The following is a 22,539-nucleotide window of genomic DNA, read 5'->3' as shown; positions in this document are numbered from 1 at the left end:
AACGAGCGACTGTTAAAGCATTCATCGCGTCTCCCCTGTCTCATAGTGACGTAGGAAGGTTTCCTCCAAGCTGGCGGTGGTGACGCCAATGTTGGTGGCACCACGGCGGAGGAGGTCTGCGAGCAATGCATTCACTTCCGTCTCGGGAATGGTGCGCGTAATATGTTCGCCATCCACGTTTGCCGTGACTTTGTGGCCCGAAAGTTCGCGCAGCGACTCGATCGAGCCACCACCTACAACCCTTCCCTGTTTAATCACAGTGACGTTATCACACAGGGCTTCCACCTCGCTCAAAATGTGACTTGATAGCAACACTGTAGCCCCATTGTGGTTTTCTTGGCGCAGCTGCTCCTGGAACACTCGTTCCATGAGCGGATCCAACCCTGCGGTGGGCTCATCCAGGATGAGGAGCTCCGCATCCATACTGAGTGCCGCTACAAGAAGCACCTTCCGACGGTTGCCCGTGGAATAGGACTTCGCGCGCTTCGTGGGATCGAGGTCGAAGGCGTCGATAAGCTCAGCCTCCCGAGCGCGATTGCTCGGTATTCCCCGCAGTGCCTCCAGAGCCCGGAGCGTCTCGGCGCCGGTGAGGTTCGGCCACAGCGACACGTCACCGGGCACATAACCCACGCGCTGCAATACTGCCGGGTGCGCACGAGGGTCCTCCCCCAACACCCTAACCTTGCCTGCTGAAGGATGTAACAGCCCGAGAAGAGTGCGAATCGTTGTCGACTTGCCAGACCCGTTGGGGCCGAGGAAACCATGAATGCTACCCTGTGCTACCTCCATGGTGAGGCCATCGAGGGCTCGGAAAGCTCCAAACGTGACGGTGAGTTGCTCAATGTTGATGACGTTCATGATGGCCTCTGCAGGTAAGTGCTGATGAATTTGTTGACGTACATTTTGTGATTCGGATGCGGATAAGCGAGATAAATGAGATCCAGCGCTCTGGGCATGCTGAGGAACTTCTCTAAGATTTCGGGGACATCCTCCCGGTCGAAACCAGATTTTTGGAGGTGTTCGTCCAGTAGTTGGTCGATTTCCTCTTCCGCCTCTTCTGGCGGTAGCTCTGTGATGTGGTAAAAGGAATGGAACATGCGTCGGGCGACGTCGAGGTATTCTTCGGAAGGGTTGGCATCCCAAAGATGGTCGAGACTATCCAAACAGCCAAGATGAGACAGCACCTCTACCATTCGTTGCTCGCGTTTAATAACGCGGCGCAGGGTGGGATCGGTTTCGCGCTCAAGCAACAAGCGGTAGAAATTAGTGACCCGCTGTGGGAGTGGAATGGCTGTGGGGGTTTGGTTCTGGCGTTGCTCCAGAGCCTCGATCCGCCGGCGTTGTTCCAGTAGTTGGCTGATGCGCTCGTCGATCGATTGCTTAGTTTGGCGAAGTTCCTCAGCGGGGTTAACCCGACCTCGACCGATCAGTTTCTTCACCTGCTCTAGGCTCAGGCCGCTGGAAACCAGGTTTCTTATCCTGATCAGGCGCACGAGGTGCTCGAAGGTGTAGTTTCGGGGCGTCCCGGATGGTGTGGGGAGCAGCCCCGCTTCGTGGTAGTACCGCACCGTCCGGACAGTGGTTCCGGCGGTGTCGGCGAGTTCTTTTATCCGCACGCCTCCATTAAACGCTGTGACGTTACGTCACTGTCAATGTTTCACGTGAAACATTGCCGTGCTCGGGGCTATCCCTGCTTCCCTGTATGAGTTGCAGCTTTCAGAGCTGCAACAGTGGAGGCGAAGTCCTCGTAGCGCTCTTCTTCGATCAGTTTGACAAGGGCAGAGCCCACAATGGCGCCATCAGCGCCGGCTTCCAGCGCTGCCTCCACATGTGCCGGTGTGGACACGCCGAACCCAAGCAGCACCGGCGTGTGCGCGTTGGCCACCGTATCCCCGATCGATTCGAACCGCGCTTCACGTTCAGTGCCAGTCACACCGTTGCGCGATACGGCATAAATGTAGCCCTCGGAGTGCTCTGCCACCATCTGTAGCGTCTCCTGGCTGGAATGTGGTGGCGCGATGAACACTTGGCTGATTCCGTGCCGATGTGCAGCCTCACGGAACGGCGCAGACTCGCGGACCGGCACGTCTGGGATGAGAACAGAATCGGCGCCGGCGGCTGCTACCGCAGCGTAAAACTCGTCAGAGCCCATGGAGAATGCCACGTTGCCGTACACCAGGAGCCCGATCGGGAGGTTGGGAAATTCCTCGCGTATCTCCTTCACCAGCTCAAGTGCGCGAGCCGGTGTAGTGTCCATCGCACGCAGGTGAGCCTTCTGAATTGTGGGGCCGTCAGCGACCGGGTCAGAGAACGCAATACCAAGTTCGAGTGCATCCGCACCGTTGTGCACGGCCGTACGGATGAGCTCTTTCGATTTTTCGTAGCTCGGATCGCCCAGCATGAGGAAGGGGACAAAAACGCCGGTACATTCGGCGAACAGTACTGCGTAGCGGTCCATTAGTTACCCTCCAAGGTTCGTTTCACGTGGTCGATATCCTTATCGCCACGGCCGGATAGGGACACCAGAATGTTTACTGGCTCATCGGAACGTTTCAAGGCATATGCGAGCGCATGGCTGGATTCGAGCGCCGGGATAATGCCTTCCTTCTTCGACAGCAGCTGGAAGGCCTCCAACGCCTCCTGGTCGGTGATGCCGACATACTGCGCGCGTCCAGTGGCGTGCAGATGGGCATGCTGCGGGCCGACGCCCGGGTAATCCAATCCCGCAGAAATGGAGTAAGACTCCTCCACTTGGCCCTCAGAGGTGCGCATCAGATAGGAGCGGGCACCGTGCAAAATTCCAATTTTTCCAGCATTGATGGTGGCGCCATGTTTGCCGGAATCCAGGCCTTCGCCCGCCGGCTCGACACCCACAAGCTGAACGTCCGGCTCGTCGATGAAATCAGCGAAGATGCCGATCGCGTTGGAGCCACCACCGACAGCGGCCACGACGATGTCGGGCAATCCCCCAGTTTGCTTCAGCAGCTGCGCTTTCGCTTCCGTGGAGATGACGCGGTGGAATTCCCGTACGATCGTTGGGAATGGGTGCGGTCCGGCCGCGGTACCAAGCAGGTAGTGGGATTCGTTAAAGGTGGCCGTCCAGTCTCGCAGTGCCTCGTTCACGGCGTCTTTCAGGGTTCCGGAGCCGGTGTCTACGGGGATGACACGGGCGCCCATCAATTCCATGCGGTACACGTTTGGCTGCTGACGGGCGACGTCATGAGCGCCCATGTAGATGTCGCACTCAAGTCCCAGCAATGCACAGGCCAGGGCGGTCGCCGTGCCGTGCTGGCCCGCGCCAGTCTCGGCGATGATACGGGTCTTACCCATGCGCTTAGCCAATAGCGCTTGTCCAAGTACCTGGTTGGTCTTGTGTGCGCCACCGTGGACCAAGTCCTCTCGCTTCAGGAAAATCCGGGCGGGCCCACCCAGGTTGCGGCACTCATACAGTGGGGTCGGCCGGCCGAGATAGTCCTTGAGCAGCGCATTGAGTTCGGCCTGGAACTGTGGGTCCTGTTGGGCGTCGACAAAGGCCGCTTCGAGCTGGTCGAGGGCCGGGATGAGGACCTCGGGAACGAATTGGCCGCCGAACTCGCCGAAATATGCAGGTAGTTTCATCGGTGCTCCTTAATGGTTCGGAAGGCGCTGAGGATCGCGCCGGGATCTTTCACCCCAGGTTCGCGTTCAAGCCCGGAGTTAAGGTCGAGTGGCAGGCCGGTATCGAGGGCCTGCGTCAGGTTGTCGAGAGTTAATCCTCCGGCCAGCATGGCATTGACCCCTGATGGGATGGTGTCCCAGTCGAAGGTCTGTCCGGTGCCACCGTTGCCGACATCGAGGACGATCCGGTCAACGTCGTACTCATAGTGGAAGCCGCGGGACATATCCACCGCGCGCCACACCTCTACCCCGGTAGCTCGCGCCTCGCGAAGCAAGGCGTCTTCGTCCGCTGCTTCCCCGTGAATCTGGATGGCATGGATGCCGTCCGGAAGATCCCACCCGCTGTGCTCGCGCGTGACATAGACGTATTTCAATCCGGGCTCCGCGGCCATGATTTTTTCTGATGTTTCACGTGAAACATTGCGTGGTGATTCCGGCGCGAAGATCAATCCGCCATAGGTTGCGCCGGCCGCGCATACCGTTTGAGCAATCTCGGGTGAGGTGATACCGCAGACCTTGTGCTCCCCGAACACGAGCGCCCGCGCCGCTGCATCCACATCTTCGCAGCCGGAGAGATGGGAGCCAACGAGGAAACCGTCCAGAAAATCCATGCTGCGAACGGTGTCGTGCGAGCGAATTCCCGACTCCCCGATCACTACGGGCGCGTCGATCAGCGGGCGAAGTCGCGCTGAGCGGTTCAGGTCGATGGTGAGAGTGGCAAGTTCGCGGTGGTTAATCCCGACGATCCGGGCGCCCAGCGCGTTGGCTCGCGCACACTCGTCCTCGTCCACCACCTCGGTAAGGACGTCTAAGCTGAGTTCCCCCGCGACGGCCGCTAGGTGGCGGTATTCGTCGTCGTCAAGCACGGATAGCATGAGCAGAATTGCGTCGGCCCCGTAGTAGCGTGCTGCCCGCACCTGGCGTTCGTCGACGATGAAATCCTTGCACAGCACTGGCAGGTGCGTGGTGGCAGCGACGGTGGCGAGGTGTGCATAAGACCCGCCGAACCAGGTCGGTTCGCAGAGGACAGAGATGCCGGCCGCGTAGCGGGAGTAGATGCTGGCCAGTTCCGCGGGCTTATAGTCGGCACGGATCTCCCCCAGCGATGGTGAGGCCGATTTGCACTCCATAATGAACTGTGGCCCGTTTCGTAACAGTGACGTTTCTAGGGAGCGCTCTGACCTAGGGGCGGACCCATAGGAAATATCGTCTAATTGCGTGCGTCGCGATGCGACAATCCGATCAAGCACCGTAGTCCGCCTCCTCGTGCTTGCGTAGCCATTCGTGCACGGTGCCGTCGGCAAGCAGCCTGAGCGCTTTCTGTGTGCCTTCCGCGATGGTGGCAGCGTGGCCGCACAGATAGAACATTGCGCCGGCGTTGAGGGCTACCGCGTCCCGATGCGCCGCCGGTGCTTCGTCAGCAAACACGGCGCGCAGGTGCCGGGCGTTTTCCGTACCGTCGCCACCGCGGAGGTCTGCCAGCGCATGCTTACCGACGCCCATCTCCTCCGAGGTCACCGTGTACTGCTGGATGTCACCGTCCCGCAGTTCCCAGACCGTGGTCGGCCCGTGTACGGCAATCTCGTCAGTGCCAGATCCGTGGACGACGAGTGCGCGGCCGCGTCCCAGTTCGCGCATGGTGTGGATGACGAGCTCGCCCTGCTCCGGCCGGGCCACCCCCATGAGCTGGAATTCCGGGCGGGCGGGGCTCAGCAGCGGGCCCATGGTGTTAAAAAGTGTCGGAACTTTCAATGCGCGTCGCACGTGCTGCACGTGTGCTACCGCAGGATTGTAGGCCGGGGCGAAGAGGAAGGTGAAGTTCGCGTTTTCGAACTGTTTGACCGCGCGATCCACGTTGAGGTCGAGCGGGATGTTCAGAGCTTCCAGCACATCGGCGGATCCTGACTTGGAGGACACGGAGCGGTTGCCGTGCTTGACCAGTTTGCAGCCCCCGGCGGCAGCGACGAGGGAGGCGCCGGTGGAGATGTTAATGGTGTTGGCGCCGTCGCCACCTGTTCCCGCAGTGTCCAAGATCCCCTCCCCCGTGATGGGGAACGGGCGACCAGCATTGAGGAACGCGAGTGCGGCGCCGGTGACATCGGCGATGGTTTCGCCACGGGTGCGGATCGTCGCAAGCAGCGCGGCGATATGAACGTCCTCATATTCGCCGATGGTTAAAGGTTCGAAGACTTCGCGTGCTTCGTCGACGGTGGGGTTCGGGTTATCCAGGAATTCGAGAAGTTTCACGTGAAACACTCCAAACAGAAATCGAGTAGTGCCCCGCCGTTAGGGGTCAGGATGGATTCAGGGTGGAACTGCAGACCGATAACCTTGTGTTCCGTGGACCGCGCTGCCATGACAATCCCTTCGCACGTGGCGAGCAGTTCCAAGCCGTCAGGCAACTCGGTGCAGCCCAGCGAGTGATAACGAGCAACCGATTGTCCCGCGAAAACAGGGTGATCTGAGACCAGAGTATCGCGGAAACCGTGCACCGGCCCGACCTCCTTGATCTCGCCACCGAAATATTCCACGATGGCCTGGAATCCTAGGCAAATGCCCACGATCGGAACCTCGCCGAAGAATTCCTCGATGATCGGTCGCATAATCGGGCGGCCCGGCCCAGGCGACAAAATGATGGTGGTGGGATTTAGCTCGCGGATTTGCTGCGGGGTCGCGGTGTTACGCACGACGGTAACATCACCGATCGCATCCACCAGGTTGTAGGTGAAAGAGTCGAAGTTATCGATTAGGACTCGCATAGCGCCTCCAGAACTGCTCGGGCTTTGTGTCGGGTTTCTGCCGACTCGCTGGCGGGTACGGAATCTCGGACCACGCCGGCGCCTGCTTGGACAGTCGCCACCCCGTCCTGCACGAAGGCGGAGCGGATGACAATGCAGGTGTCCATGGCTCCATTGTGGAGGTAACCGACCGCACCGCCGTAGGACCCGCGCCGCTGTTTTTCGACGCCCCGAATCAGCTCCGTTGCGCGGATTTTTGGAGCCCCGGTAAGCGTGCCCATGTTCATGCAGGCGCGATATGCGTCGAGGGCGTCGAGGCCCTCTTCCAAGGTGCCGCTCACCTCAGACACCAGGTGCATCACCCGCGAGTATTTATCTACATCCATCAGTCGCGTGACTTGTCGCTCGGAGCAGACCCGGGCCAGGTCATTGCGGGCAAGGTCCACCAGCATGGTGTGTTCAGCGATCTCTTTGGCGTCGGTGCGCAACAGAAGCTCGAGGCGGGTGTCCTCCTCCGGGGTCGCGCCACGGGGCTGGGTGCCAGCGATGGGATAGAGCTCGGTTTCACGTGAAACCGGGTCAAACTTCAAACAGGACTCGGGGCTGGCCCCAAACAACTCGTAGTCTTCTCCCTGGAGGAAGAACAGATACGGACTGGGGTTCGAGTCCTTGAGTCTGAGGTATGCGCCGAAGGCATCGCTACAGGGCCGGTAGAAGGCACGCGAGGGCACGGCTTGGTAAATATCGCCAGCATGGATGTTGTCCTGCAGCTCGACCACCCACTGCTCGAACTCGGCGTCGGTCATACCTTCCGGAGCCTCGCCCGCGGGCTGCGATTCACATGATGTTTCACGTGGAACGCCCCCGATGATTTCGGCGGTTTCGGAGGCGTGGTCGATGTGGAGCGAAATCTCGGAGACCAAGAACTCGTAATCCGGGAAGGTGTTGCGCCCCGGCGCGACCGGTGGCAGCTCTTCGAAGGACTCCAAATAGTCGAAGGCGAAACCACCGATGAGCAACTCGTGCTCCAGGAGTTTCAGCGGAAGGGTGGAGCTGGGTTCAAGGAGCCGCTCACGCTCGTCCAATGCCGTTGCCCGGGGGAAGCGGTACACTCCCCCGCTGCCGTATTTCTCCAACTGCCGATCTAGTTCCGGGACGATGGCCCCGGTCGCTGTTACGGTGTCGCCGTGGCACGTAAGTTTGCCCTTCGCCTGCAAAATAGCGAGTGATTTAATGGGCCGTTTGGAAGCATCGGCGGACTCCAGCAGTGCCGTGTTGGGGCCGCGGTAGCGTGCGTAGATCGTTGCTGCGTCTTCGTAAGGGATCTTCATCGGCCGAGCCCCCGGATGTACTCGATGTCCTTATCACCCCGACCGGACAGATTGACCAGGATGTTTGTTGGTTCAGTGGCGTCCTCAGCCAGCTTCAATGCGTAGGCCAACGCGTGACTCGACTCCAGGGCCGGGATGATTCCTTCCTTGCGTGCCAGCAGTCGGAGCGCGGCGAGGGCTTCGTCGTCGGTGATTCCCACGTACTGAGCGCGCCCCGACTCCAGCAGGTGGGCATGCTCCGGGCCGACGCCCGGGTAGTCGAGTCCCGCGGAGATGGAGTGGGACTCACCGCTGAGCACCACGTAGGATTTCGAGCCGTGCAGCACACCTACCTTGCCTCGGCACAGTGGCGCCCCATGTCGTGGGGTATCCAAGCCTTCCCCGGCGGGTTCTACGCCGACCAGCTTCACGTCGGCGTCGTCAAGGTAGTCAGCGAACGCGCCGATCGCGTTGGAGCCACCGCCGACGGCCGCCACGACGACGTCGGGAAGCCCGCCGGTGCGCTCGATCATCTGTGGCTTGGATTCCCGCGAGATGACGGCCTGGAATTCTTTCACGATCGTCGGGAATGGGTGCGGGCCGGCCGCGGTGCCGAGCAGGTAGTGGGTGGTGTCGTAGGAATCGACCCAGTCCTGCAGCGCTACGTCGATGGCGTTGCCGAGACCATTGCCACCCTCCTCTACCGGTACCACTGTGGCACCCATCAACTCCATGCGGTACACGTTGGGCTGCTGGCGAGCGACGTCTTTGGCACCCATGTAGATGGTGCAGTCCATGCCAAAGAGGGCGGCGACCATCGCGGTCGCGGTGCCGTGCTGTCCAGCGCCGGTTTCCGCAATCAGGCGGGTCTTACCTAGTCGCTTGGCCAGCAGCGCCTGGGCTACCACCTGGTTGCCCTTGTGGGCGCCACCGTGAACGAGGTCCTCGCGCTTGAGGAAGATCCGCGCGTTAGGGAACGTAATGTTCTTGGTTTCGGTAATCGGGGTCGGGCGTCCCAGGTAGTTCCGGTATAAGTCATCGAGCTCTTCCCGGAAGCTCGGGTCATTCATCGCATCCACATACGCTTGTTCGAGTTGGTCGAGGACGGGAAGCAGCTCGTCGGGAACGTACTGGCCACCGAACTGACCGAAGTAAGCGGGAAGTAGGGTCTTGCGCATTGTTTGTCTCCTTTGTTTGTGTGAAACAGGTAGACAGACATGCAAAAAGCCCGCTACCTGTGCGGTGCGGGCCTTGTTTCGAGATGCCAAAGGGGGCCCGCTAGTAGGGCCACCACCACTGTGCATTCGAATAAGTCATGTGGTTAGAGTAACACGGTTTGTTCAGTTTTGGGAACCGAATCCCGAAATTCCTGTGTTAGCTGCGTGAATGAGGTGCGTAAAGCGGGGTTTCATCGGGGGTAACGCATCGAGGGGGAACCATCGCACCTCAGTGGATTCATCGTCGGCAACATACGCTTCGGGCGAGTCCTCTTCCAGGGAACAAACGAACGCGGTGTCCATATAGCTGGTGACATCGCCGTTGGGATACTCCACCGGCCCCACTGCCTGAACCCACAGCAGCCGCTCGACGTTGATATCCACGCCAGTTTCTTCCTTGGCCTCACGGATTGCCGTGAGGTGAGCCTCTTCCTGAGGCTCACAGATCCCGGTGACCGGAGTCCATTGGCCGTTATCAGAGCGCTTGACCAGCAACACCCGATCGCCATCAAGGATCACTGCCGTCACTCCCGGCAACCACAGCTCCTGGTGCCCCACCTTCTCGCGCAGCTGGAGAATGAAATCAGGAGTCACTGCCCATTGCCCTCCGGAGCGCCGCGACATCAACCTCAGGCTTCTCCTCCTCACTGCCACAGCCACAAGAGTCGCCGCAGCCCTCGTCTTCTTGCCGGTCCATCAAATAGGTCGCTTTAGCGCCGAGATTTGCACCAATTCCTAAGAAAACAAGGGCGACGAACACGGTGACAATGAGGAAAATGAGCCCGGGGAGCGTCGATAAGCGCAGTCCTACCAACCCACCAAACAGCATCGATACGCCCGCCGCGGTCCACATTGGGGCGGCCACCGCGTGGGCGACATCCCACGTCTCCTTCGACTTACGCACCTCAGGCACCTTCAAGCCCACGAGGCCGTTTCCAGGTAGGTGGCGGGTCCACGCCAGCATACCGACGGCCATTGCCAGCACCGCGAGAACCAGAACCACAATCGAGATAATCGTCATACGCCTTATCTTACGACCTAAAAACTTTGTATATATTCCAGGATCGTGCATACTACAAGTGGTTTTTCTTAGAAAGGTAATCCATTGCAAAAATTCACTGGATCGCTGCTGTTTAAGGTGATCGTCGCGATCATCCTAGGCATCGTCTGCAGCTTCATTTTCCCGGAATGGCTCGCCCGCGTCTTCGTGACATTCAACGGCTTGTTTGGTAACTTCCTCGGCTTCTTTGTGCCGATTCTTATCTTTGCCCTCATCACCCCGGCGATCGCGTCGCTCGGCCGTGGCGCGGGCAAATGGCTGGGCGTCACGACGGGCATTGCCTACACCTCCACGATTGTGTCCGGTTCCATCGCGTACCTCATCGCCGTGACCGTCTACCCGTGGCTGCTTAAAGGTCAGCAGATGGTGGAAGGTAAAGATATTGACGCCACTGCCCTCTCCCCTTACTTCGAGGTGGAGATGCCCGCGCCGATGGAAGTGATGGCGGCGCTGCTGCTCGCCTTTACTGTCGGCCTGGGCATGACGGCCGTGAAGTCCGACACCTTGTTCGCGGCGGCGGATGAACTGAACGAGGTGATCATGAAGGTGATCGCTAAGTTCGTTATCCCGCTGCTGCCGGTGTTCATCTTCGGCCTCTTCTTGTCCATGGGCATGAACGGCAACCTGATGCTGACGCTGACGGCCTTCGGTAAGGTGCTGCTCTTGGCGACGATCATGACCTGGATCGTCCTGCTCCTGCAGTACGTGATTGCGGGCGCCGTATCTGGCAAGAACCCATTCGTTGCACTGAAGAACATGCTGCCGGCCTACGGCACCGCCCTGGGCACGTCTTCTTCCGCAGCAACCATCCCAGTCACCTACGCTTCCACCTTGAAGAATGGGGTATCCGAGGCCGTGGCCGGCTTCGTGGTGCCACTGTGCGCCACCATCCACCTGTCGGGATCGATGATGAAGATCGGCCTCTTCGCCTTTTCCATCATGTGGATGAACGGCATGGATATGCCACCTGCCCAAATGTTTGGCTTCATCTTCCTGCTGGCCATCATGATGATCGCGGCCCCAGGCGTGCCGGGCGGCGCAATCATGGCCGCCGTTGGCCTGCTGCAATCCAACCTGGGCTTCGATGAAAGTCAGGTAGCGCTGATGATCGCCGCGTACATCGCCATCGACTCCTTCGGTACCGCATGTAATGTCACCGGCGATGGCGCCATCGCCATCATGGTGAACAAGTTCGCTGGCGGGAAGCTCGTGAAGGAAACCAACCTGGAGGGCGAGGAAGAACTCACCCGAGAGGTCTTCGGAAAGTAATCCAGAAGTAAGAAGCACCCTGCGGGGTGCTTTTTTCTTGGCTAGTGGTTGGTTTGGGGGTGGCTGATAGCGATTTGTTTTCGTATTCCAATCCCTACGCCGTTGTGGCTCGGTGTGCTGGGCAGATACAAAGACAAAGCGAAGGGATTTGTCCCGCGCTACGAATCCCTATCACGTTTCCCGCCCCTCTCAACCGAGATGTTTCACGTGAAACCGTCAAGGGTTCAGATAGAGCGTGGTCCCGCGGTTTTCCAGTGAGGCGGGCTTGAGTGGCTCGCGCGCCGGGCCCCAGGTCACTTCTCCGGTTTCCAAGTCGAAGGTGGAGTTATGCTCCCGGCACCGACCCTTACCGTTTTCAAAGGTATCCACGGTGCCGCCTTGGTGCGTGCACTCGGAGCTGTAGGCCTTGTATAGGCCCTCGCGTGGCTGCGCGACGAAGAAGTTACCGAAACTCACCGCCTCTCCCACCGGGATCTCCGAAGCATCAAACGTGGCGATGTGTTCCGGCTCGGGCTTCTCCCCCAGCGCGGAGCAGGCGGCTAGTGCAGCACCGGACAACGTGGTCGCGGTGCCGAGCAAGAATAAACGACGAGAGCAGACCATATGCTCATTATGGGTCTAAAGTGCCTCCAGCGCCTGCTGAATGTCCTCGAGCAGGTCGTCGATGTGCTCAAGGCCAATGGATAGCCGCACGAGGCCTGGCGTGATGCCGACGGCTGGCAGCTGCTCGTCCGGGACCTGGCGGTGCGTGGTGGACGCTGGGTGGAGGACGCAGGAACGGGCGTCGGCGACGTGCACCTGGCGGGTGACGATCTTGAGCGCGTCCATGAACTTCGTGCCGGCTTCACGACCGCCGGCGAGGTCGATGGTAACCACACCGGAGGCGCCGTGTGGCAAGTACTTCTGGGCGAGCTCGTAGTATGGCGAGGACTTCAGTCCTGGATAGCGGACTTCCGCGACTTCGGGGCGTCCCTCCAGGAACTCCGCAACCTGCAGCGCGTTGGCGCAGTGGCGCTGCATTCGCACGTCCAGGCTCTCCAGGGAGTTGCTGAGCATGAACGCGGAGTGCGCGGATGGGTACGCGCCGAAGTCGCGTTGCAGCTGCATGCGGGCCTTAATGACGAACGGCGCTGCGGCGTAATCCTTGGTGTACACCACGCCGCGGTAGGACTCATCCGGCTCGGTGAACCCCGGGAATTTGCCGTTGGTGTAGTCGAAGGTGCCGGCGTCGATCATCATGCCGCCGACCTGAATAGCGTGGCCGTCCATGTACTTCGAGGTGGAGTGCACCACGACGTCGGCCCCGTGCTCAATCGGCTTGCACAGGACGGGCGTGGCGAAGGTGTTGTCGACGATGAGCGGCACGCCCTGGCTGTGGGCAATGCGCGCAAACTTTTCGACGTCCAGTACCGTCATCGACGGATTCGCCATAATTTCCCCGAACAATGCCTTCGTGTTCGGCTGGAACGCGGCGGCGATCTCTTCTTCGGAGGCGTCCGGGTCTACGAAGATGACGTCGATGCCGAAGCGCTTGAGTGTGGTTGCGAACAGGTTGGAGGAACCGCCGTAGATCTGCGAGGAGGAAACGAAAGAATCGCCTGCGGAGCAGATGTTCATGATCGCCATTGCGGTGGCGGCCTGTCCGGAGGAGGTTGCCATGGCTGCGGCGCCGCCCTCGAGATCAGCGACCTTCGCCTCTACTGCCATCACGGTGGGGTTCGCGAAGCGGGAGTAGATCAGGGCGTGGGTGGGCTCGTCAAAAACCGCTGCGATGTCATCCGAGGAGTCGAAGGTGTAGGTGGTCGACTGGACGATCGGCACTTGACGGGGGTCGGTATTGCCTGGCTGGTAGCCGGAGTGGATGAGCTTTGTTTGATCCTGCATTGTGTCTCCCTGCGTGGATTACTTTTTGGGATCAGTGTATCGAGCCATGGGATAGGGTGACCTAATCGGAGGTAAGGTTCACAACTATTCGCTGCAAGGTTCACAAAAAAAAGGGTGCCCAAGCCGTAGCGGATACGCGTTAGGTAGCCGTCAGGTACTCCAAAATAGCTTTCACGCGCCGGTTTTCTTCCTCGGGAGGCAGACGCAGCTTGAGGAAGATGTTGGACACATGTTTGGCTACTGCCGCGCCAGAGATCACCAGCGAGGTGGCGATTTCAGAGTTGGAGAGTCCTCGTGACATCAGTTCCAGGACTTCCTTCTCGCGTGGGGTGAGTTCCCCTAGCCCCGAACGGCCGGCGGACATGAGGGCTGAGGCAACGGATGGGTCAATGACGGTGCCGCCATCAGCAACCACAGATAAGGACTGCAGGAAGGACGCCACGTCCGCTACCCGATCTTTTAGCAGGTATCCGGTGCCTGCGGTGGTGGCCTCGGCGAACAAATCCACCGCATAGGCGGGCGCGACGTGTTGCGACAGCACCATGATCGCCAGGTTAGGGTGGGCGGCGCGCAGCGATACAGCGGCTTTCAGACCGTCATCGGCCATGTTGGGAGGCATCCGCACATCCGTGATGAGTATGTCGGGCGTGGAAGGCTGAGCTGCGGCGTCGTCAAACAGGTGTAGCAGCTCGTCAGCATCGGAAACCTGAGCAACGATCGTGTGGCCACGTCGTTCCAGCAGGCCGGCGAGCCCTTCGCGGAGCAAGGCGGAATCGTCTGCGAGCACAATGTTCATGGGGCAACTCCTGGCTCGCCACGGTCGAGCAGTAACGGGATGGTGGCGACGAGTCTGGTTGGTCCACCAATAGGTGAGGATAGTTCGAGGGAACCATCGAAGGCTTCGAGGCGCTCCCGCATCCCCGCTAAACCACCGTTTGGGGTGAACGTGGCCCCGCCGGGCCCGTCGTCCACCACGGAAATCCTCAGGTCCGCGTCGGCGGTGAGCAACACGGACACCGTGGCATCCGGCGCGTGTTTCGCCGCATTGGTCAGCGCCTCTGAGGCGAAGAAATACCCAGCTGCCAGCACACTGGGTGAAAGTTCTGGAAGCGGGTGCGGCGCCATCACCGCAGGTGCAGTGGGGTGCGCCTCAACGGCTGCGACTAATCCATAGTCGCTGAGCACCTGCGGGTGGATTCCGCGGACGGTGGCACGCAAGGACTCGAGCCCCTCTGACACGTCCTTCTACGCGGCGCTGATCAGATCCGCGACGGGACCCGTTGCGTCCAGCGAGGCCTCCCCCAGTTTCATCAGCGCTGCTACGAGGTATTGTTGGGCGCCGTCGTGAAGGTCGCGTTCAATGCGATGCCGTTCGATCTCGTAGGCGTCGGCAACGGCGCGTCGTGAAGCGGTCAGTTCGACGATGCGCTCTACCGCCTGCACTTCCCCGCTTGTTACCTTCTCGCGCCTAAATCACGTAGTCCTCCACTTTAGTCACGGTAGTGCTAGCACTACCACGGAAATCATTGTCCGCACCATGTTGCTTTGCACCGCGGGCGACTGTAATAGGTGCCATGGAACAATTCACTTTGCATGATGTCACTAAGACCTACGGTGTGGCGCCTGTGCTTTCTGGTATCAACCTCACCATCGGCGCGGGCGAGAAAGTCGCGATCATGGGCCCGTCGGGCTCCGGTAAATCCACTCTGCTGCACTGCATGTCCGGCATTTTGCGCCCCACGAGCGGCAGTGTGTTTTTTGAAGGCACCGATATTGCGCAGCTTAACGACGCCCAGCGCTCCCAACTCCGGCTCACCAAGTTTGGCTTCGTGTTTCAGGACGGTCAGCTGCTTCCGGAGTTGACCGCTGCGGAGAATATCGCGCTGCCGGCGATGCTGTCGGGAACTTCCCGTGGCAAGGCTCGGAAGCGTGCGCTGGATCTCCTGGAGCAGCTTGGCCTGTCTGAATTGGCGCATCGTCGTCCCGCGAACATGTCCGGCGGCCAGGCGCAGCGCGTGGCAGTAGCACGTGCGCTGGTGACCAGGCCGGCCGTGATTTTTGCCGATGAGCCAACTGGCGCGCTGGATCAAGCGACGGGGCACGAGATGATGCAGCTGCTCACCACAATGGTCACCGGCCACGGCACCACCCTCATCATGGTTACCCACGACGCCAAGGTAGCCAAGTGGCTGGACCGCCGCATTGAGATCCGTGACGGCATTATTCATGATGACCGCGTTCTGGGTGGTGTTTCCTGATGAACACGATGCAACTGTCTTGGGATCTGCAAAAGGCGTCGCTTTCTTCCCGCACTGGTACCGGTGTAGTGTCCGGGCTGGCGATCTTCTCCCTCACTATCTGCTCCTGGATCGCGTTCATCGTTGCCGGCGGCACCTGGATGTTCTGGTCTCGCATGAAAAGCGATCTGCCGATCGTGGTGAGCCAATACCAGGACCCGAAGGACGTGCTCCAGGCCTACGTGGGCCTGGCGCTGGTGGCGTGTGGCTTCCTAGTTCCTGCTATCTTCTCCCTCACCTCGCAAGCTGCGGTGCTGGGGGCGTCGGGCCGGGAGCACCGGTTGGCTGCGCTTCGGCTCATTGGTCTTTCCTCCGCAGACATCACTCGCATTACCGCCTTTGAAACGGCGGTCCAGGGCGTGTTCGGCATTGGGCTCGGTTTGCTTTTGGCGCTGTTCACCGCCCCGCTTGGTGCCAACTTCACTTTCCAGGGCCACCGGTTAACCGCCACGGAACTGTACCTGCCGTGGTGGGGTTACCTTGCGGTGGCAGCGTTACTGCTGCTCTTGGCGGTGCTGTCCTCGGTGATCGGTATGCAGCGTGTGATGGTTTCCCCGCTTGGGGTGGCGCGCCGGGAAATACCGAAGGCATTGAAGTGGTGGCGACTGCTGGTGACGATCCTGGTGGTGCTGGCTGGGATGATGTGGCTCAGTGTGCAGCAACCCTCTACGGATATTGAGTTTCTGTTGGGCATGGGTGTGGTCGCTTTCATTATGGTGTCGGTGCTGAACGTCGGGATGCCACTGGTACTGCAGATCTGGTACCGCATCATGGGGATTCTGCCTGGGACGCAGCATTTTGTGGCGACCCGCCGCATTTTTACCGACGGACGCGCTACTTGGCGACGCAGCTCCTCAACGGCCTTTTACGGTGTGCTAGTCGGTGTGCTTGTGGTCTCCCCACGTGGCAATGATGGCCTTTCTGCTGTGTTCCAGCAGGACAAGGAGCTACATACGATGTATCAGGACCTGAACCTAGGCGTCATGATCACGCTGGTCATCGGCTTTATCATCGCAGCGGTGGCCACCCTGCTGAGTCAGGCATCCGAGGTATTTGAAAAGGCGTCTCTTACCCGGGCGTTGGCGGCGCTTGGCGTGCCGCGCCGCTTCCACTTGGCGGTAGCAACGATCCAGATTATGTCTCCAATTGTGTTGGTGAGCCTGGTAGGGTTCGCCCTTGGCAGCAGTATGTTGATGTTGATTTTCGGGTCAGTGAGCGAAATGAACATCCCGTACCGAATGCTTAACGCACTACTGTTCCTCCTCGCGGGATGGGGACTCACACTACTGGCCTTGGTGGCGGTAGAACCACTACGCTCTCGGGTGCTAGCAGCTGGTCGCAGGCGTAACGATTAAAAGAAAGTTGAAGATGTCAAAACACGCTATGTCTAACTCACTGGAACGAGCCACCACCTCCTCTGGTGCCCGTCGCCTGATGAGCCTTGACGTTGTTCGAGGCTTAGCAGTTTGCGGCATTTTGTTCGCAAACGTTGCCACGATTATGGGTCTGCACGTGCCATGGCATAATGCCCAGCCAGGAAGCTCCTACAACTTCCTGCATCTTTTCTTCCAGGAGCGCTTCTTCCCAATCTTCTCCCTGCTGTTCGGAGTGGGCTTCGGCATCCTGTGGCAGTCCGTGCAAAAGCGCAGTGAACACCCGCGCGTGGTGCTGCTGCGTCGCTTCCTGTTCCTGCTGCTTCTGGGCGCCGTGCACCAGGTTCTGCAAACCGGTGAAGCATTGTTCCCATATGCAATCGGTGGTTTGGTCTGCTTGCTGCCCACAACGTTCCTGCCGGAGCGTTATCGAGCACCGTTTTCCCTCGGTATCGGAGTTGTTGCAACAGTGGTCGGTGGCATGGCTGGTGGCATGCTGCTCATTCCAGGGCTGTTTTGGTTGGGATTTGGCCTGGCGCTCAGCGATGTTCCGCGTAAGTTTGAAGAATCCACCAAACCAGCACTGATGCTGCTGATCGGCGGACTTGTCGTCGCTATCCCCGGCATTGCGCTGCAGCTTACTCACCTTGACACCGCCGGTTTTAGCCCCATCAGCGCCTATGCCGGTCTGGGACAGGCGGCTGTCTACATCGCACTGGTGGGACTGGCGATGCACACCCCGCTGCGCAGCGGTTTGGTAGCGTTTCTCGCTCCGCTGGGGCGCATGGCGTTGACCGCTTACGTGTCCGCCACCGTGGTGGGTGTGCTCATCGCAATCCCATTCTTCGCTCCACTCAGCGCCTTACTCAAGAGTGATCCCATCCGGCTCACCGACGCCCAAATGTTTATGGTGTGGGGCGGCTGCGTGGTGTTCCTCATCATCCAGTCCCTGGTGGCCCGCGTATGGCTCGCCAAGTTCGGCCAAGGCCCACTGGAAAAGCTCTGGCGCACGGTTACTTGGTGGGGGAAGCACTAGGCAGTTGCAGATTAACTACTGTATGTCCGGTCGACGTGTTGTCGGCCGGGCTTTTGGTTTTCTGGCTGTATTTTCGACGGGTAAATTCCTGACTGCGCCTATGCAACCTGCTTATCGACTGTGGCGGATTATTTCTTGTGTTGGTCATCGCGTTCGGAGTGTTTGTGAAGTGGCTGCCGAGCTACCCACACGTTGGTGACACGGCCTTTTCGCATGACATCGATGGTTCGATCACATTGCACGTGTACGCGTGTCCGGGGGAAGAGGTGCGTGAAATTACAGTGGTCGGTGGCATGTATGACGGCCCAAATGGCTCCCACAACCCCGATTGGGTACATTTGACGCGTGACGACGCGATGACTGGGTACTTCACCGTGAACCTGAATGACCCGGATGGTTCGCGGGAAGAAGTACCCGCGAATATCCCGACGGATCCCGAAAAGTATTTAATTGCTGAGGCATATCCGAAGCACAGTTTTTTCGACAAAGGAAAGCTCATCCGACCTGTGAGCCTACAACTGAAAGAATTGCAAGCTTGGCCTGAAGGCGAACTGGTACGCGACCAGTGGGAAGCACCTCCGATTGGTACCACGCGCGAGAAGCTGGAAGAGCACTGTACTAAGAACTAGGTGTTGCTCGGCATTAATCAGGTGACGGCCTAGCGCTGGGGACGACGCCATTGCCGCAAGAATCATGTGCACAACAGGATGTTCCCCTCGAAGAGCTGCGAACAACTCCCCCACTTCCTCTTGCAATTTCAGTTGCAACTTTCTCAATGAGATTCCAAGTGAACACAAACGCGCAGGTCAAAAAAGTGGGAAACTTGGAAAGTTGGGAATGTGATTCCAACTCTAGAGTTGTAAAGTGGGAATCTGCATGTGGAACTTTGCTAAGTGTTCCCAGAGACGGCCTCAGCCGCTTTCCCCACCCATACTCCGAATCCGATGATGCAAGGGGCGGGGCTCAGCACCTTTGGACGTCGTCAAGCGCCTGCTTCCCGAGGAAACCGAGCGGCCACCCTGCCGGGAACCGCTACGGCACGCTTATCGACGCCACTGACCTGGCCGAGCTGGAATGAGCGCGTGGAACGCATCGACCAAGGCCCCAGAGCAGTTCACCCTGGGGCCTTGGTCGGTTGTAGCTACCTACAGCTCAGCGAGTGCTTTTGCCATTTCCTCTCGGTAGGCGGCCACGTTCTTCAGCTTGAGTTCGCCGAAGCCACGGACCATGTCCGGCAGCGCAGCGGCTGCGGTGGCGCGGGTGATCCAGTCTAGGTCCACGCCGTCGGAGATGCGGCCTGGCAGGTAGTCGACAAAGGTGTTGTATTCCTCGATTAGCTCCCGTTCGATGCGGCGTTCTTCGGTGAGTCCGAAGAGGTCGAATCGGGTACCGCGGAGGCGTTTGCCCTGTGCTAGGCCTCGCAGGATGGGGCGTGCCCAGGGGCCGAAGTTGATCTTGCGGTTCATCCCCAGGGAACGCAGCACCGGCGGATGCAGTTTGATGGTGATGCGGGCATCTGGGCCGAAGTCGGCTTCGATGTCGTTTGCCACGGTTGGGTCGGTGGCCAGGCGCGCAACCTCGTATTCGTCCTTGTACGCCATGAGCTTGTAGAGGTTACGGGCGACAGCCTCGGCGAGGAAAGTGGTGCCGAAGTCGGCGCGTTCCTCCGCGAGTCGTACGGCCTCGACGCGCTTAGCGTACAGCCGCGCGTAGTCGGAATCCTGGTATTCGGTGAGCTCCAGGACACGCAGGTTCACGATGTCTTCAAGGGTGTGGGTTGGCTGTGGCTTTTCCTCTGGGCGCATTGCTGCCAGGGTGGCTTGGAGTGCCTCAGGGCTCGCGACTGCCTGGCGGCCTCGTCGGAAAGACTGCAGGTTGCGGTCCACTGCCACGCCGTTGAGCGTGATCGCCTCCTCGATCGCAGCTGCCGAGATCGGGAGCGCACCGGTCTGGTAAGCAGCGCCGACGAGCAGCATGTTTGCGGTGTTCGAGTCGCCGAACAGTTCCTCGGTGAGCGCTACGGGGTTGAGTTGCACCAGGCGCTTAGTTGCTTCGCCGATACGGGAGCCGATGTCATCCAGGTGAGGGTAGGTGACCTTGGTGTCCTTCACCATGGCTCCGGTAGGAACCTTCGCGGTGGACAGCACAGCTACCGAACGTGCAGGTGATGCGGCCACGAGGTTTTTCGCTTCGGCGCCGACGAGGCCATCCGCACACAGATACAGGTCTGCCTCGCCCTTGCCCACCTTGGCGGCCTGGGCGAGCGGGGTGGCGGAGAGTTTGACGTCGGAGACCACGGCGCCGCCCTTCTGCGCAAGGCCGGTCATATCGACGGTGCGGGCGGTCAGGCCGTCGATCACCGCGGCCGTGGCAAGCACGGCAGACACCGTGACGACGCCCGTTCCTCCAATACCCGTGATGCGCATGCCGAAACTTGGGGTGGCGGCCAAGTCAACCTGACGCACAGGCTCAGGCAGCTCGGCGGCTTCCAGATCTGGTGCGCTGAACTTCTTGACCGTGTTCAGGCCCTGCTTCCGCTCGCCAGCATCCGGGATGGAGACCGTCATGAAGGATGGGCAATCACCCTCAATGCAGGAGAAATCCAGGTTGCAGGTGGACTGGTCAATTCGGGTCTTGCGGCCAAACTCAGTGTCCACCGGATGAACGGACAAACAGTTGGATTTGTCGCCACAGTCACCACATCCCTCACAGATGCGCTCGTTAATCACCACGCGCTGCTTAGGGGTTGGGAACTCGCCACGCTTGCGCTTACGGCGCTTCTCGGCGGCGCAGTGCTGATCATGCACTAACACGGTCACGCCGGGGACTTGTGCGAGCTCCTTCTGGACGTCGATAAGCTGGTTGCGGTGGCGCACCTCGACGCCCGCGGGAACCTGCTTGCGGGTGGTGCGCACGTCGTCGGTGGTGACCACAATGCGCGCTACCTTTTCCGCCTGCAGCACGCGGAGCGTTTCTGCGAGGGACTTGCCACCGACCGGATCCTGGCCACCCGTCATAGCGACGGTGCCGTTAAACAGCAGCTTGTAGGTGATATTCACGCCCGCGGCCACAGCCGCACGGACCGCCAGGGAACCAGAGTGATCGAAGGTGCCGTCACCCAAGTTTTGTACGAAGTGCTTTTCCTTCACGAATGGCGCCATGCCGATCCACTGAGCACCTTCGCCACCCATCTGGGTCACGCCAATAACATTGCCTACCTGGGCCTCCGGTTGCAACAACACCATCGCGTGACAGCCGATACCTGCCCCAACCAGGGAATCTTCCGCCACCTTGGTGGAGGAATTGTGTGGACAACCAGAGCAGAAGTATGGCGTGCGCTGCGCGAGTGGCAGTTGAATCCGCGTCGGTTTCGGGCGTTGCTTCTCCAACCAGCGCTGCGCCGCCTCTACGCCGTGCACCTTGCCCAAGCGGTAGGCCAAACCCTGGGTGACGGAATCAATATCGAGCTCACCAAAGCGGGAGAAGAGCGTGGAACCGTCTTCGTTGGACTTGCCGCGGATCACCGGAGTGTGCGGGTAATCGTAGAGGATCTCACGGATCATGGTTTCAATGAAGTCGCGCTTCTCCTCAACCACGATCACCTCATCCAAGCCCTCGATGAAGTTATAGAGCGTCTCGCGCTCCATTGGATACACCATGCCCAGCTTCAGCAGACGAATACCGAGCCTGTTCAGATCGTGCTCTGTGAGGCCGAAGCGCTGCAGCGCGGAACAGACATCAAGATAGGTCTTACCTGCGGCAACAATGCCAATGCGGTCATCGCCAGTCCTAACCCGGATTTGGTTCAGGCGATTGGCGCGCGCATATTCGGTGGCGCGTGGCAGTCGGATGGTCAGCTGGCTTTCCTCCAGATCCATCAGCGTCTTGCCGAGCAGATGTCCGCTAGGAACGTGCGGGCTGTCATCGAGAATCGGCTGGATGCGGTCTGGGTGGACGTAGGCCGTGGAGGAACCATCCGCCACGTGCGCGGAAATCTTTAGGGAGGTCCACAAACCGGAAGTGCGGGACATCAGTGCGGCATGAATCCCTAGGTCCAGAATGTCTTGGGAGTCGGCCGGATACAGGATCGGCATGTACAGGTCTGCGAGCTCCATCTCGGATGCGCACGGAACGGTGGAGGACTTCGCACCGGGGTCGTCACCGACGATCGCAACGGCTCCGCCGGTTGTGCTGGTGCCGATCATGTTCGCGTGGCGCAGTGCGTCGGAGGCGCGGTCTAAGCCGGGGGCTTTGCCGTACCAGTAGCCGACTACGCCGTCGAGGGGCTTGGCCACCTGGGCGATCTGGGAGCCCATGACGGCGGTTGCGCCGAGCTCTTCGTTGAGGGCTGGTTGGTGGATGACGTCGTAAGGCTGGAGGAATTTCTTTGCCTTGCCAGCGAGTTCAAGGTCGTACCCGGCGAGTGGGGACCCTTCGTAGCCGGAGATGAAGGACGCTGTTTTGAGCCCGAGGCGACGGTCTAGGGCTGCTCGATCGCGCACCATGCGGGATAGCGCCTGGATGCCGCCGAGGAGGACGGTCCCTTCCTCTTTGGTGTAGCGGTCCTCAAGGGTCATCTTGGTTGGTTCGATTACGGTGGTCATGGTGTCACCAGTCCTTACCTTGCCAGGGCCCTGTGGTGGGGGCCGTTGCTAAGCTTTCTCGCGAGCGTCGCCGGATGTGACGGTGCTCACTATA

At 59.8% G+C, this 22,539-nt stretch carries 20 protein-coding genes and 1 pseudogene; 5 read left to right on the top strand and 16 right to left on the bottom strand.

Features of this window, described 5'->3' with window-relative positions; genetic code table 11:
- Positions 1 to 21: 21 nt before the first annotated feature.
- The 11 genes from HW450_RS07685 to HW450_RS07635 form a co-directional block, all read right to left on the bottom strand.
- Positions 22 to 858: an ABC transporter ATP-binding protein gene (locus HW450_RS07685; RefSeq protein ID WP_182385069.1), complete on the bottom strand. Its 837-nt coding sequence runs from the start codon at positions 856 to 858 to the stop codon at positions 22 to 24.
- The gene (locus HW450_RS07680) at positions 855 to 1,616 is read right to left on the bottom strand and encodes a MerR family transcriptional regulator (RefSeq protein ID WP_182385068.1); all 762 of its coding nucleotides are present in this window, start codon (positions 1,614 to 1,616) and stop codon (positions 855 to 857) included. Before HW450_RS07680 ends, HW450_RS07685 begins: the two co-directional genes overlap by 4 nt.
- A gap of 68 nt (positions 1,617 to 1,684) precedes the next feature.
- On the bottom strand, positions 1,685 to 2,458 hold the full coding sequence (trpA, locus tag HW450_RS07675) for a tryptophan synthase subunit alpha (RefSeq protein WP_182385067.1): 774 nt from the start codon (positions 2,456 to 2,458) through the stop codon (positions 1,685 to 1,687).
- Positions 2,458 to 3,618, bottom strand: a complete 1,161-nt coding sequence (gene trpB / locus HW450_RS07670) for a tryptophan synthase subunit beta (protein WP_182385066.1) — start codon at positions 3,616 to 3,618, stop codon at positions 2,458 to 2,460. Before trpB (HW450_RS07670) ends, trpA begins: the two co-directional genes overlap by 1 nt.
- Positions 3,615 to 4,961 (bottom strand): bifunctional indole-3-glycerol-phosphate synthase TrpC/phosphoribosylanthranilate isomerase TrpF, encoded by a 1,347-nt coding sequence (gene trpCF / locus HW450_RS07665; RefSeq protein ID WP_182385065.1) that lies wholly within the window; start codon positions 4,959 to 4,961, stop codon positions 3,615 to 3,617. The genes trpB (HW450_RS07670) and trpCF overlap by 4 nt, the downstream gene beginning before the upstream one ends.
- On the bottom strand, positions 4,900 to 5,904 hold the full coding sequence (gene trpD / locus HW450_RS07660) for an anthranilate phosphoribosyltransferase (RefSeq protein WP_407926217.1): 1,005 nt from the start codon (positions 5,902 to 5,904) through the stop codon (positions 4,900 to 4,902). Before trpD ends, trpCF begins: the two co-directional genes overlap by 62 nt.
- Positions 5,901 to 6,416, bottom strand: coding sequence for an anthranilate synthase component II (locus tag HW450_RS07655; RefSeq protein WP_182385064.1), 516 nt, complete (start codon positions 6,414 to 6,416; stop codon positions 5,901 to 5,903). Before HW450_RS07655 ends, trpD begins: the two co-directional genes overlap by 4 nt.
- On the bottom strand, positions 6,404 to 7,726 hold the full coding sequence (locus HW450_RS07650) for a chorismate-binding protein (RefSeq protein ID WP_182385063.1): 1,323 nt from the start codon (positions 7,724 to 7,726) through the stop codon (positions 6,404 to 6,406). The genes HW450_RS07655 and HW450_RS07650 overlap by 13 nt, the downstream gene beginning before the upstream one ends.
- Entirely contained in the window at positions 7,723 to 8,883 is a 1,161-nt protein-coding gene (gene trpB / locus HW450_RS07645) for a tryptophan synthase subunit beta (RefSeq protein ID WP_182385062.1), read from the bottom strand. Before trpB (HW450_RS07645) ends, HW450_RS07650 begins: the two co-directional genes overlap by 4 nt.
- A 162-nt stretch (positions 8,884 to 9,045) precedes the next feature.
- Positions 9,046 to 9,546 (bottom strand): NUDIX hydrolase, encoded by a 501-nt coding sequence (locus tag HW450_RS07640; protein ID WP_182385061.1) that lies wholly within the window; start codon positions 9,544 to 9,546, stop codon positions 9,046 to 9,048.
- Positions 9,506 to 9,943: an SdpI family protein gene (locus tag HW450_RS07635; RefSeq protein WP_182385060.1), complete on the bottom strand. Its 438-nt coding sequence runs from the start codon at positions 9,941 to 9,943 to the stop codon at positions 9,506 to 9,508. Before HW450_RS07635 ends, HW450_RS07640 begins: the two co-directional genes overlap by 41 nt.
- An 84-nt stretch (positions 9,944 to 10,027) precedes the next feature.
- Between HW450_RS07635 and HW450_RS07630 the strand changes: the two genes are divergently transcribed.
- Positions 10,028 to 11,251, top strand: coding sequence for a dicarboxylate/amino acid:cation symporter (locus HW450_RS07630; RefSeq protein ID WP_182385059.1), 1,224 nt, complete (start codon positions 10,028 to 10,030; stop codon positions 11,249 to 11,251).
- Positions 11,252 to 11,467: 216 nt separating this feature from the next.
- Here HW450_RS07630 and HW450_RS07625 read toward each other — a convergent pair whose 3' ends face one another.
- The 4 genes and pseudogenes from HW450_RS07625 to HW450_RS07610 all read right to left on the bottom strand — a co-directional run bounded on the left by HW450_RS07625 (position 11,468) and on the right by HW450_RS07610 (position 14,578).
- Positions 11,468 to 11,854: a Rieske (2Fe-2S) protein gene (locus HW450_RS07625; protein ID WP_182385058.1), complete on the bottom strand. Its 387-nt coding sequence runs from the start codon at positions 11,852 to 11,854 to the stop codon at positions 11,468 to 11,470.
- A 15-nt stretch (positions 11,855 to 11,869) separates the two neighbouring features.
- Complete coding sequence (locus HW450_RS07620) at positions 11,870 to 13,135, bottom strand: O-acetylhomoserine aminocarboxypropyltransferase/cysteine synthase family protein (RefSeq protein WP_182385057.1); 1,266 nt, start codon at positions 13,133 to 13,135, stop codon at positions 11,870 to 11,872.
- Between the two features lie 139 nt (positions 13,136 to 13,274).
- Complete coding sequence (locus HW450_RS07615; RefSeq protein ID WP_182385056.1) at positions 13,275 to 13,931, bottom strand: response regulator transcription factor; 657 nt, start codon at positions 13,929 to 13,931, stop codon at positions 13,275 to 13,277.
- Positions 13,928 to 14,578 (bottom strand): annotated as a pseudogene (locus HW450_RS07610) (sensor histidine kinase). The gene HW450_RS07615 and the pseudogene HW450_RS07610 overlap by 4 nt, the downstream one beginning before the upstream one ends.
- A 131-nt stretch (positions 14,579 to 14,709) precedes the next feature.
- Here HW450_RS07610 and HW450_RS07605 point away from each other — a divergent pair.
- From HW450_RS07605 to HW450_RS07590, 4 genes are all read left to right on the top strand, one after another.
- Entirely contained in the window at positions 14,710 to 15,393 is a 684-nt protein-coding gene (locus HW450_RS07605) for an ABC transporter ATP-binding protein (protein WP_182385055.1), read from the top strand.
- Positions 15,393 to 16,787 carry an FtsX-like permease family protein gene (locus HW450_RS07600; protein ID WP_182385054.1) on the top strand — a complete coding sequence of 465 codons (1,395 nt, stop codon included), beginning with the start codon at positions 15,393 to 15,395 and terminating at the stop codon, positions 16,785 to 16,787. Before HW450_RS07605 ends, HW450_RS07600 begins: the two co-directional genes overlap by 1 nt.
- 13 nt (positions 16,788 to 16,800) lie before the next feature.
- Complete coding sequence (locus tag HW450_RS07595) at positions 16,801 to 17,841, top strand: DUF418 domain-containing protein (protein WP_182385053.1); 1,041 nt, start codon at positions 16,801 to 16,803, stop codon at positions 17,839 to 17,841.
- Positions 17,842 to 18,005: 164 nt separating this feature from the next.
- Positions 18,006 to 18,470, top strand: a complete 465-nt coding sequence (locus tag HW450_RS07590; RefSeq protein ID WP_220463891.1) for a hypothetical protein — start codon at positions 18,006 to 18,008, stop codon at positions 18,468 to 18,470.
- A gap of 516 nt (positions 18,471 to 18,986) precedes the next feature.
- Here HW450_RS07590 and HW450_RS07585 read toward each other — a convergent pair.
- The gene (locus HW450_RS07585) at positions 18,987 to 22,445 is read right to left on the bottom strand and encodes an indolepyruvate ferredoxin oxidoreductase family protein (RefSeq protein WP_182385051.1); all 3,459 of its coding nucleotides are present in this window, start codon (positions 22,443 to 22,445) and stop codon (positions 18,987 to 18,989) included.
- Positions 22,446 to 22,539 lie beyond the last annotated feature (94 nt).

Origin of the sequence: Corynebacterium hindlerae, from assembly GCF_014117265.1 — a bacterium.
Lineage (GTDB): Bacteria > Actinomycetota > Actinomycetes > Mycobacteriales > Mycobacteriaceae > Corynebacterium > Corynebacterium hindlerae.
The sequence above is the reverse complement of the archived record's forward strand: the minus strand, read 5'-3'. Positions and strand labels throughout refer to the sequence as shown.

Excerpts from the sequence above, each read along its gene's own strand:
- HW450_RS07685 (WP_182385069.1), bottom strand. The coding sequence starts at position 858 with ATGAACGTCATCAACATTGAGCAACTCACCGTCACGTTTGGAGCTTTC.
- trpA (WP_182385067.1), bottom strand. The coding sequence starts at position 2,458 with ATGGACCGCTACGCAGTACTGTTCGCCGAATGTACCGGCGTTTTTGTC.
- trpB (WP_182385066.1), bottom strand. The coding sequence starts at position 3,618 with ATGAAACTACCTGCATATTTCGGCGAGTTCGGCGGCCAATTCGTTCCC.
- HW450_RS07655 (WP_182385064.1), bottom strand. The coding sequence starts at position 6,416 with ATGCGAGTCCTAATCGATAACTTCGACTCTTTCACCTACAACCTGGTG.
- HW450_RS07650 (WP_182385063.1), bottom strand. The coding sequence starts at position 7,726 with ATGAAGATCCCTTACGAAGACGCAGCAACGATCTACGCACGCTACCGC.
- trpB (WP_182385062.1), bottom strand. The coding sequence starts at position 8,883 with ATGCGCAAGACCCTACTTCCCGCTTACTTCGGTCAGTTCGGTGGCCAG.
- HW450_RS07640 (WP_182385061.1), bottom strand. The coding sequence starts at position 9,546 with ATGTCGCGGCGCTCCGGAGGGCAATGGGCAGTGACTCCTGATTTCATT.
- HW450_RS07635 (WP_182385060.1), bottom strand. The coding sequence starts at position 9,943 with ATGACGATTATCTCGATTGTGGTTCTGGTTCTCGCGGTGCTGGCAATG.
- HW450_RS07625 (WP_182385058.1), bottom strand. The coding sequence starts at position 11,854 with ATGGTCTGCTCTCGTCGTTTATTCTTGCTCGGCACCGCGACCACGTTG.
- HW450_RS07620 (WP_182385057.1), bottom strand. The coding sequence starts at position 13,135 with ATGCAGGATCAAACAAAGCTCATCCACTCCGGCTACCAGCCAGGCAAT.
- HW450_RS07615 (WP_182385056.1), bottom strand. The coding sequence starts at position 13,931 with ATGAACATTGTGCTCGCAGACGATTCCGCCTTGCTCCGCGAAGGGCTC.
- HW450_RS07605 (WP_182385055.1), top strand. The coding sequence starts at position 14,710 with ATGGAACAATTCACTTTGCATGATGTCACTAAGACCTACGGTGTGGCG.
- HW450_RS07600 (WP_182385054.1), top strand. The coding sequence starts at position 15,393 with ATGAACACGATGCAACTGTCTTGGGATCTGCAAAAGGCGTCGCTTTCT.
- HW450_RS07595 (WP_182385053.1), top strand. The coding sequence starts at position 16,801 with ATGTCAAAACACGCTATGTCTAACTCACTGGAACGAGCCACCACCTCC.
- HW450_RS07585 (WP_182385051.1), bottom strand. The coding sequence starts at position 22,445 with ATGACCACCGTAATCGAACCAACCAAGATGACCCTTGAGGACCGCTAC.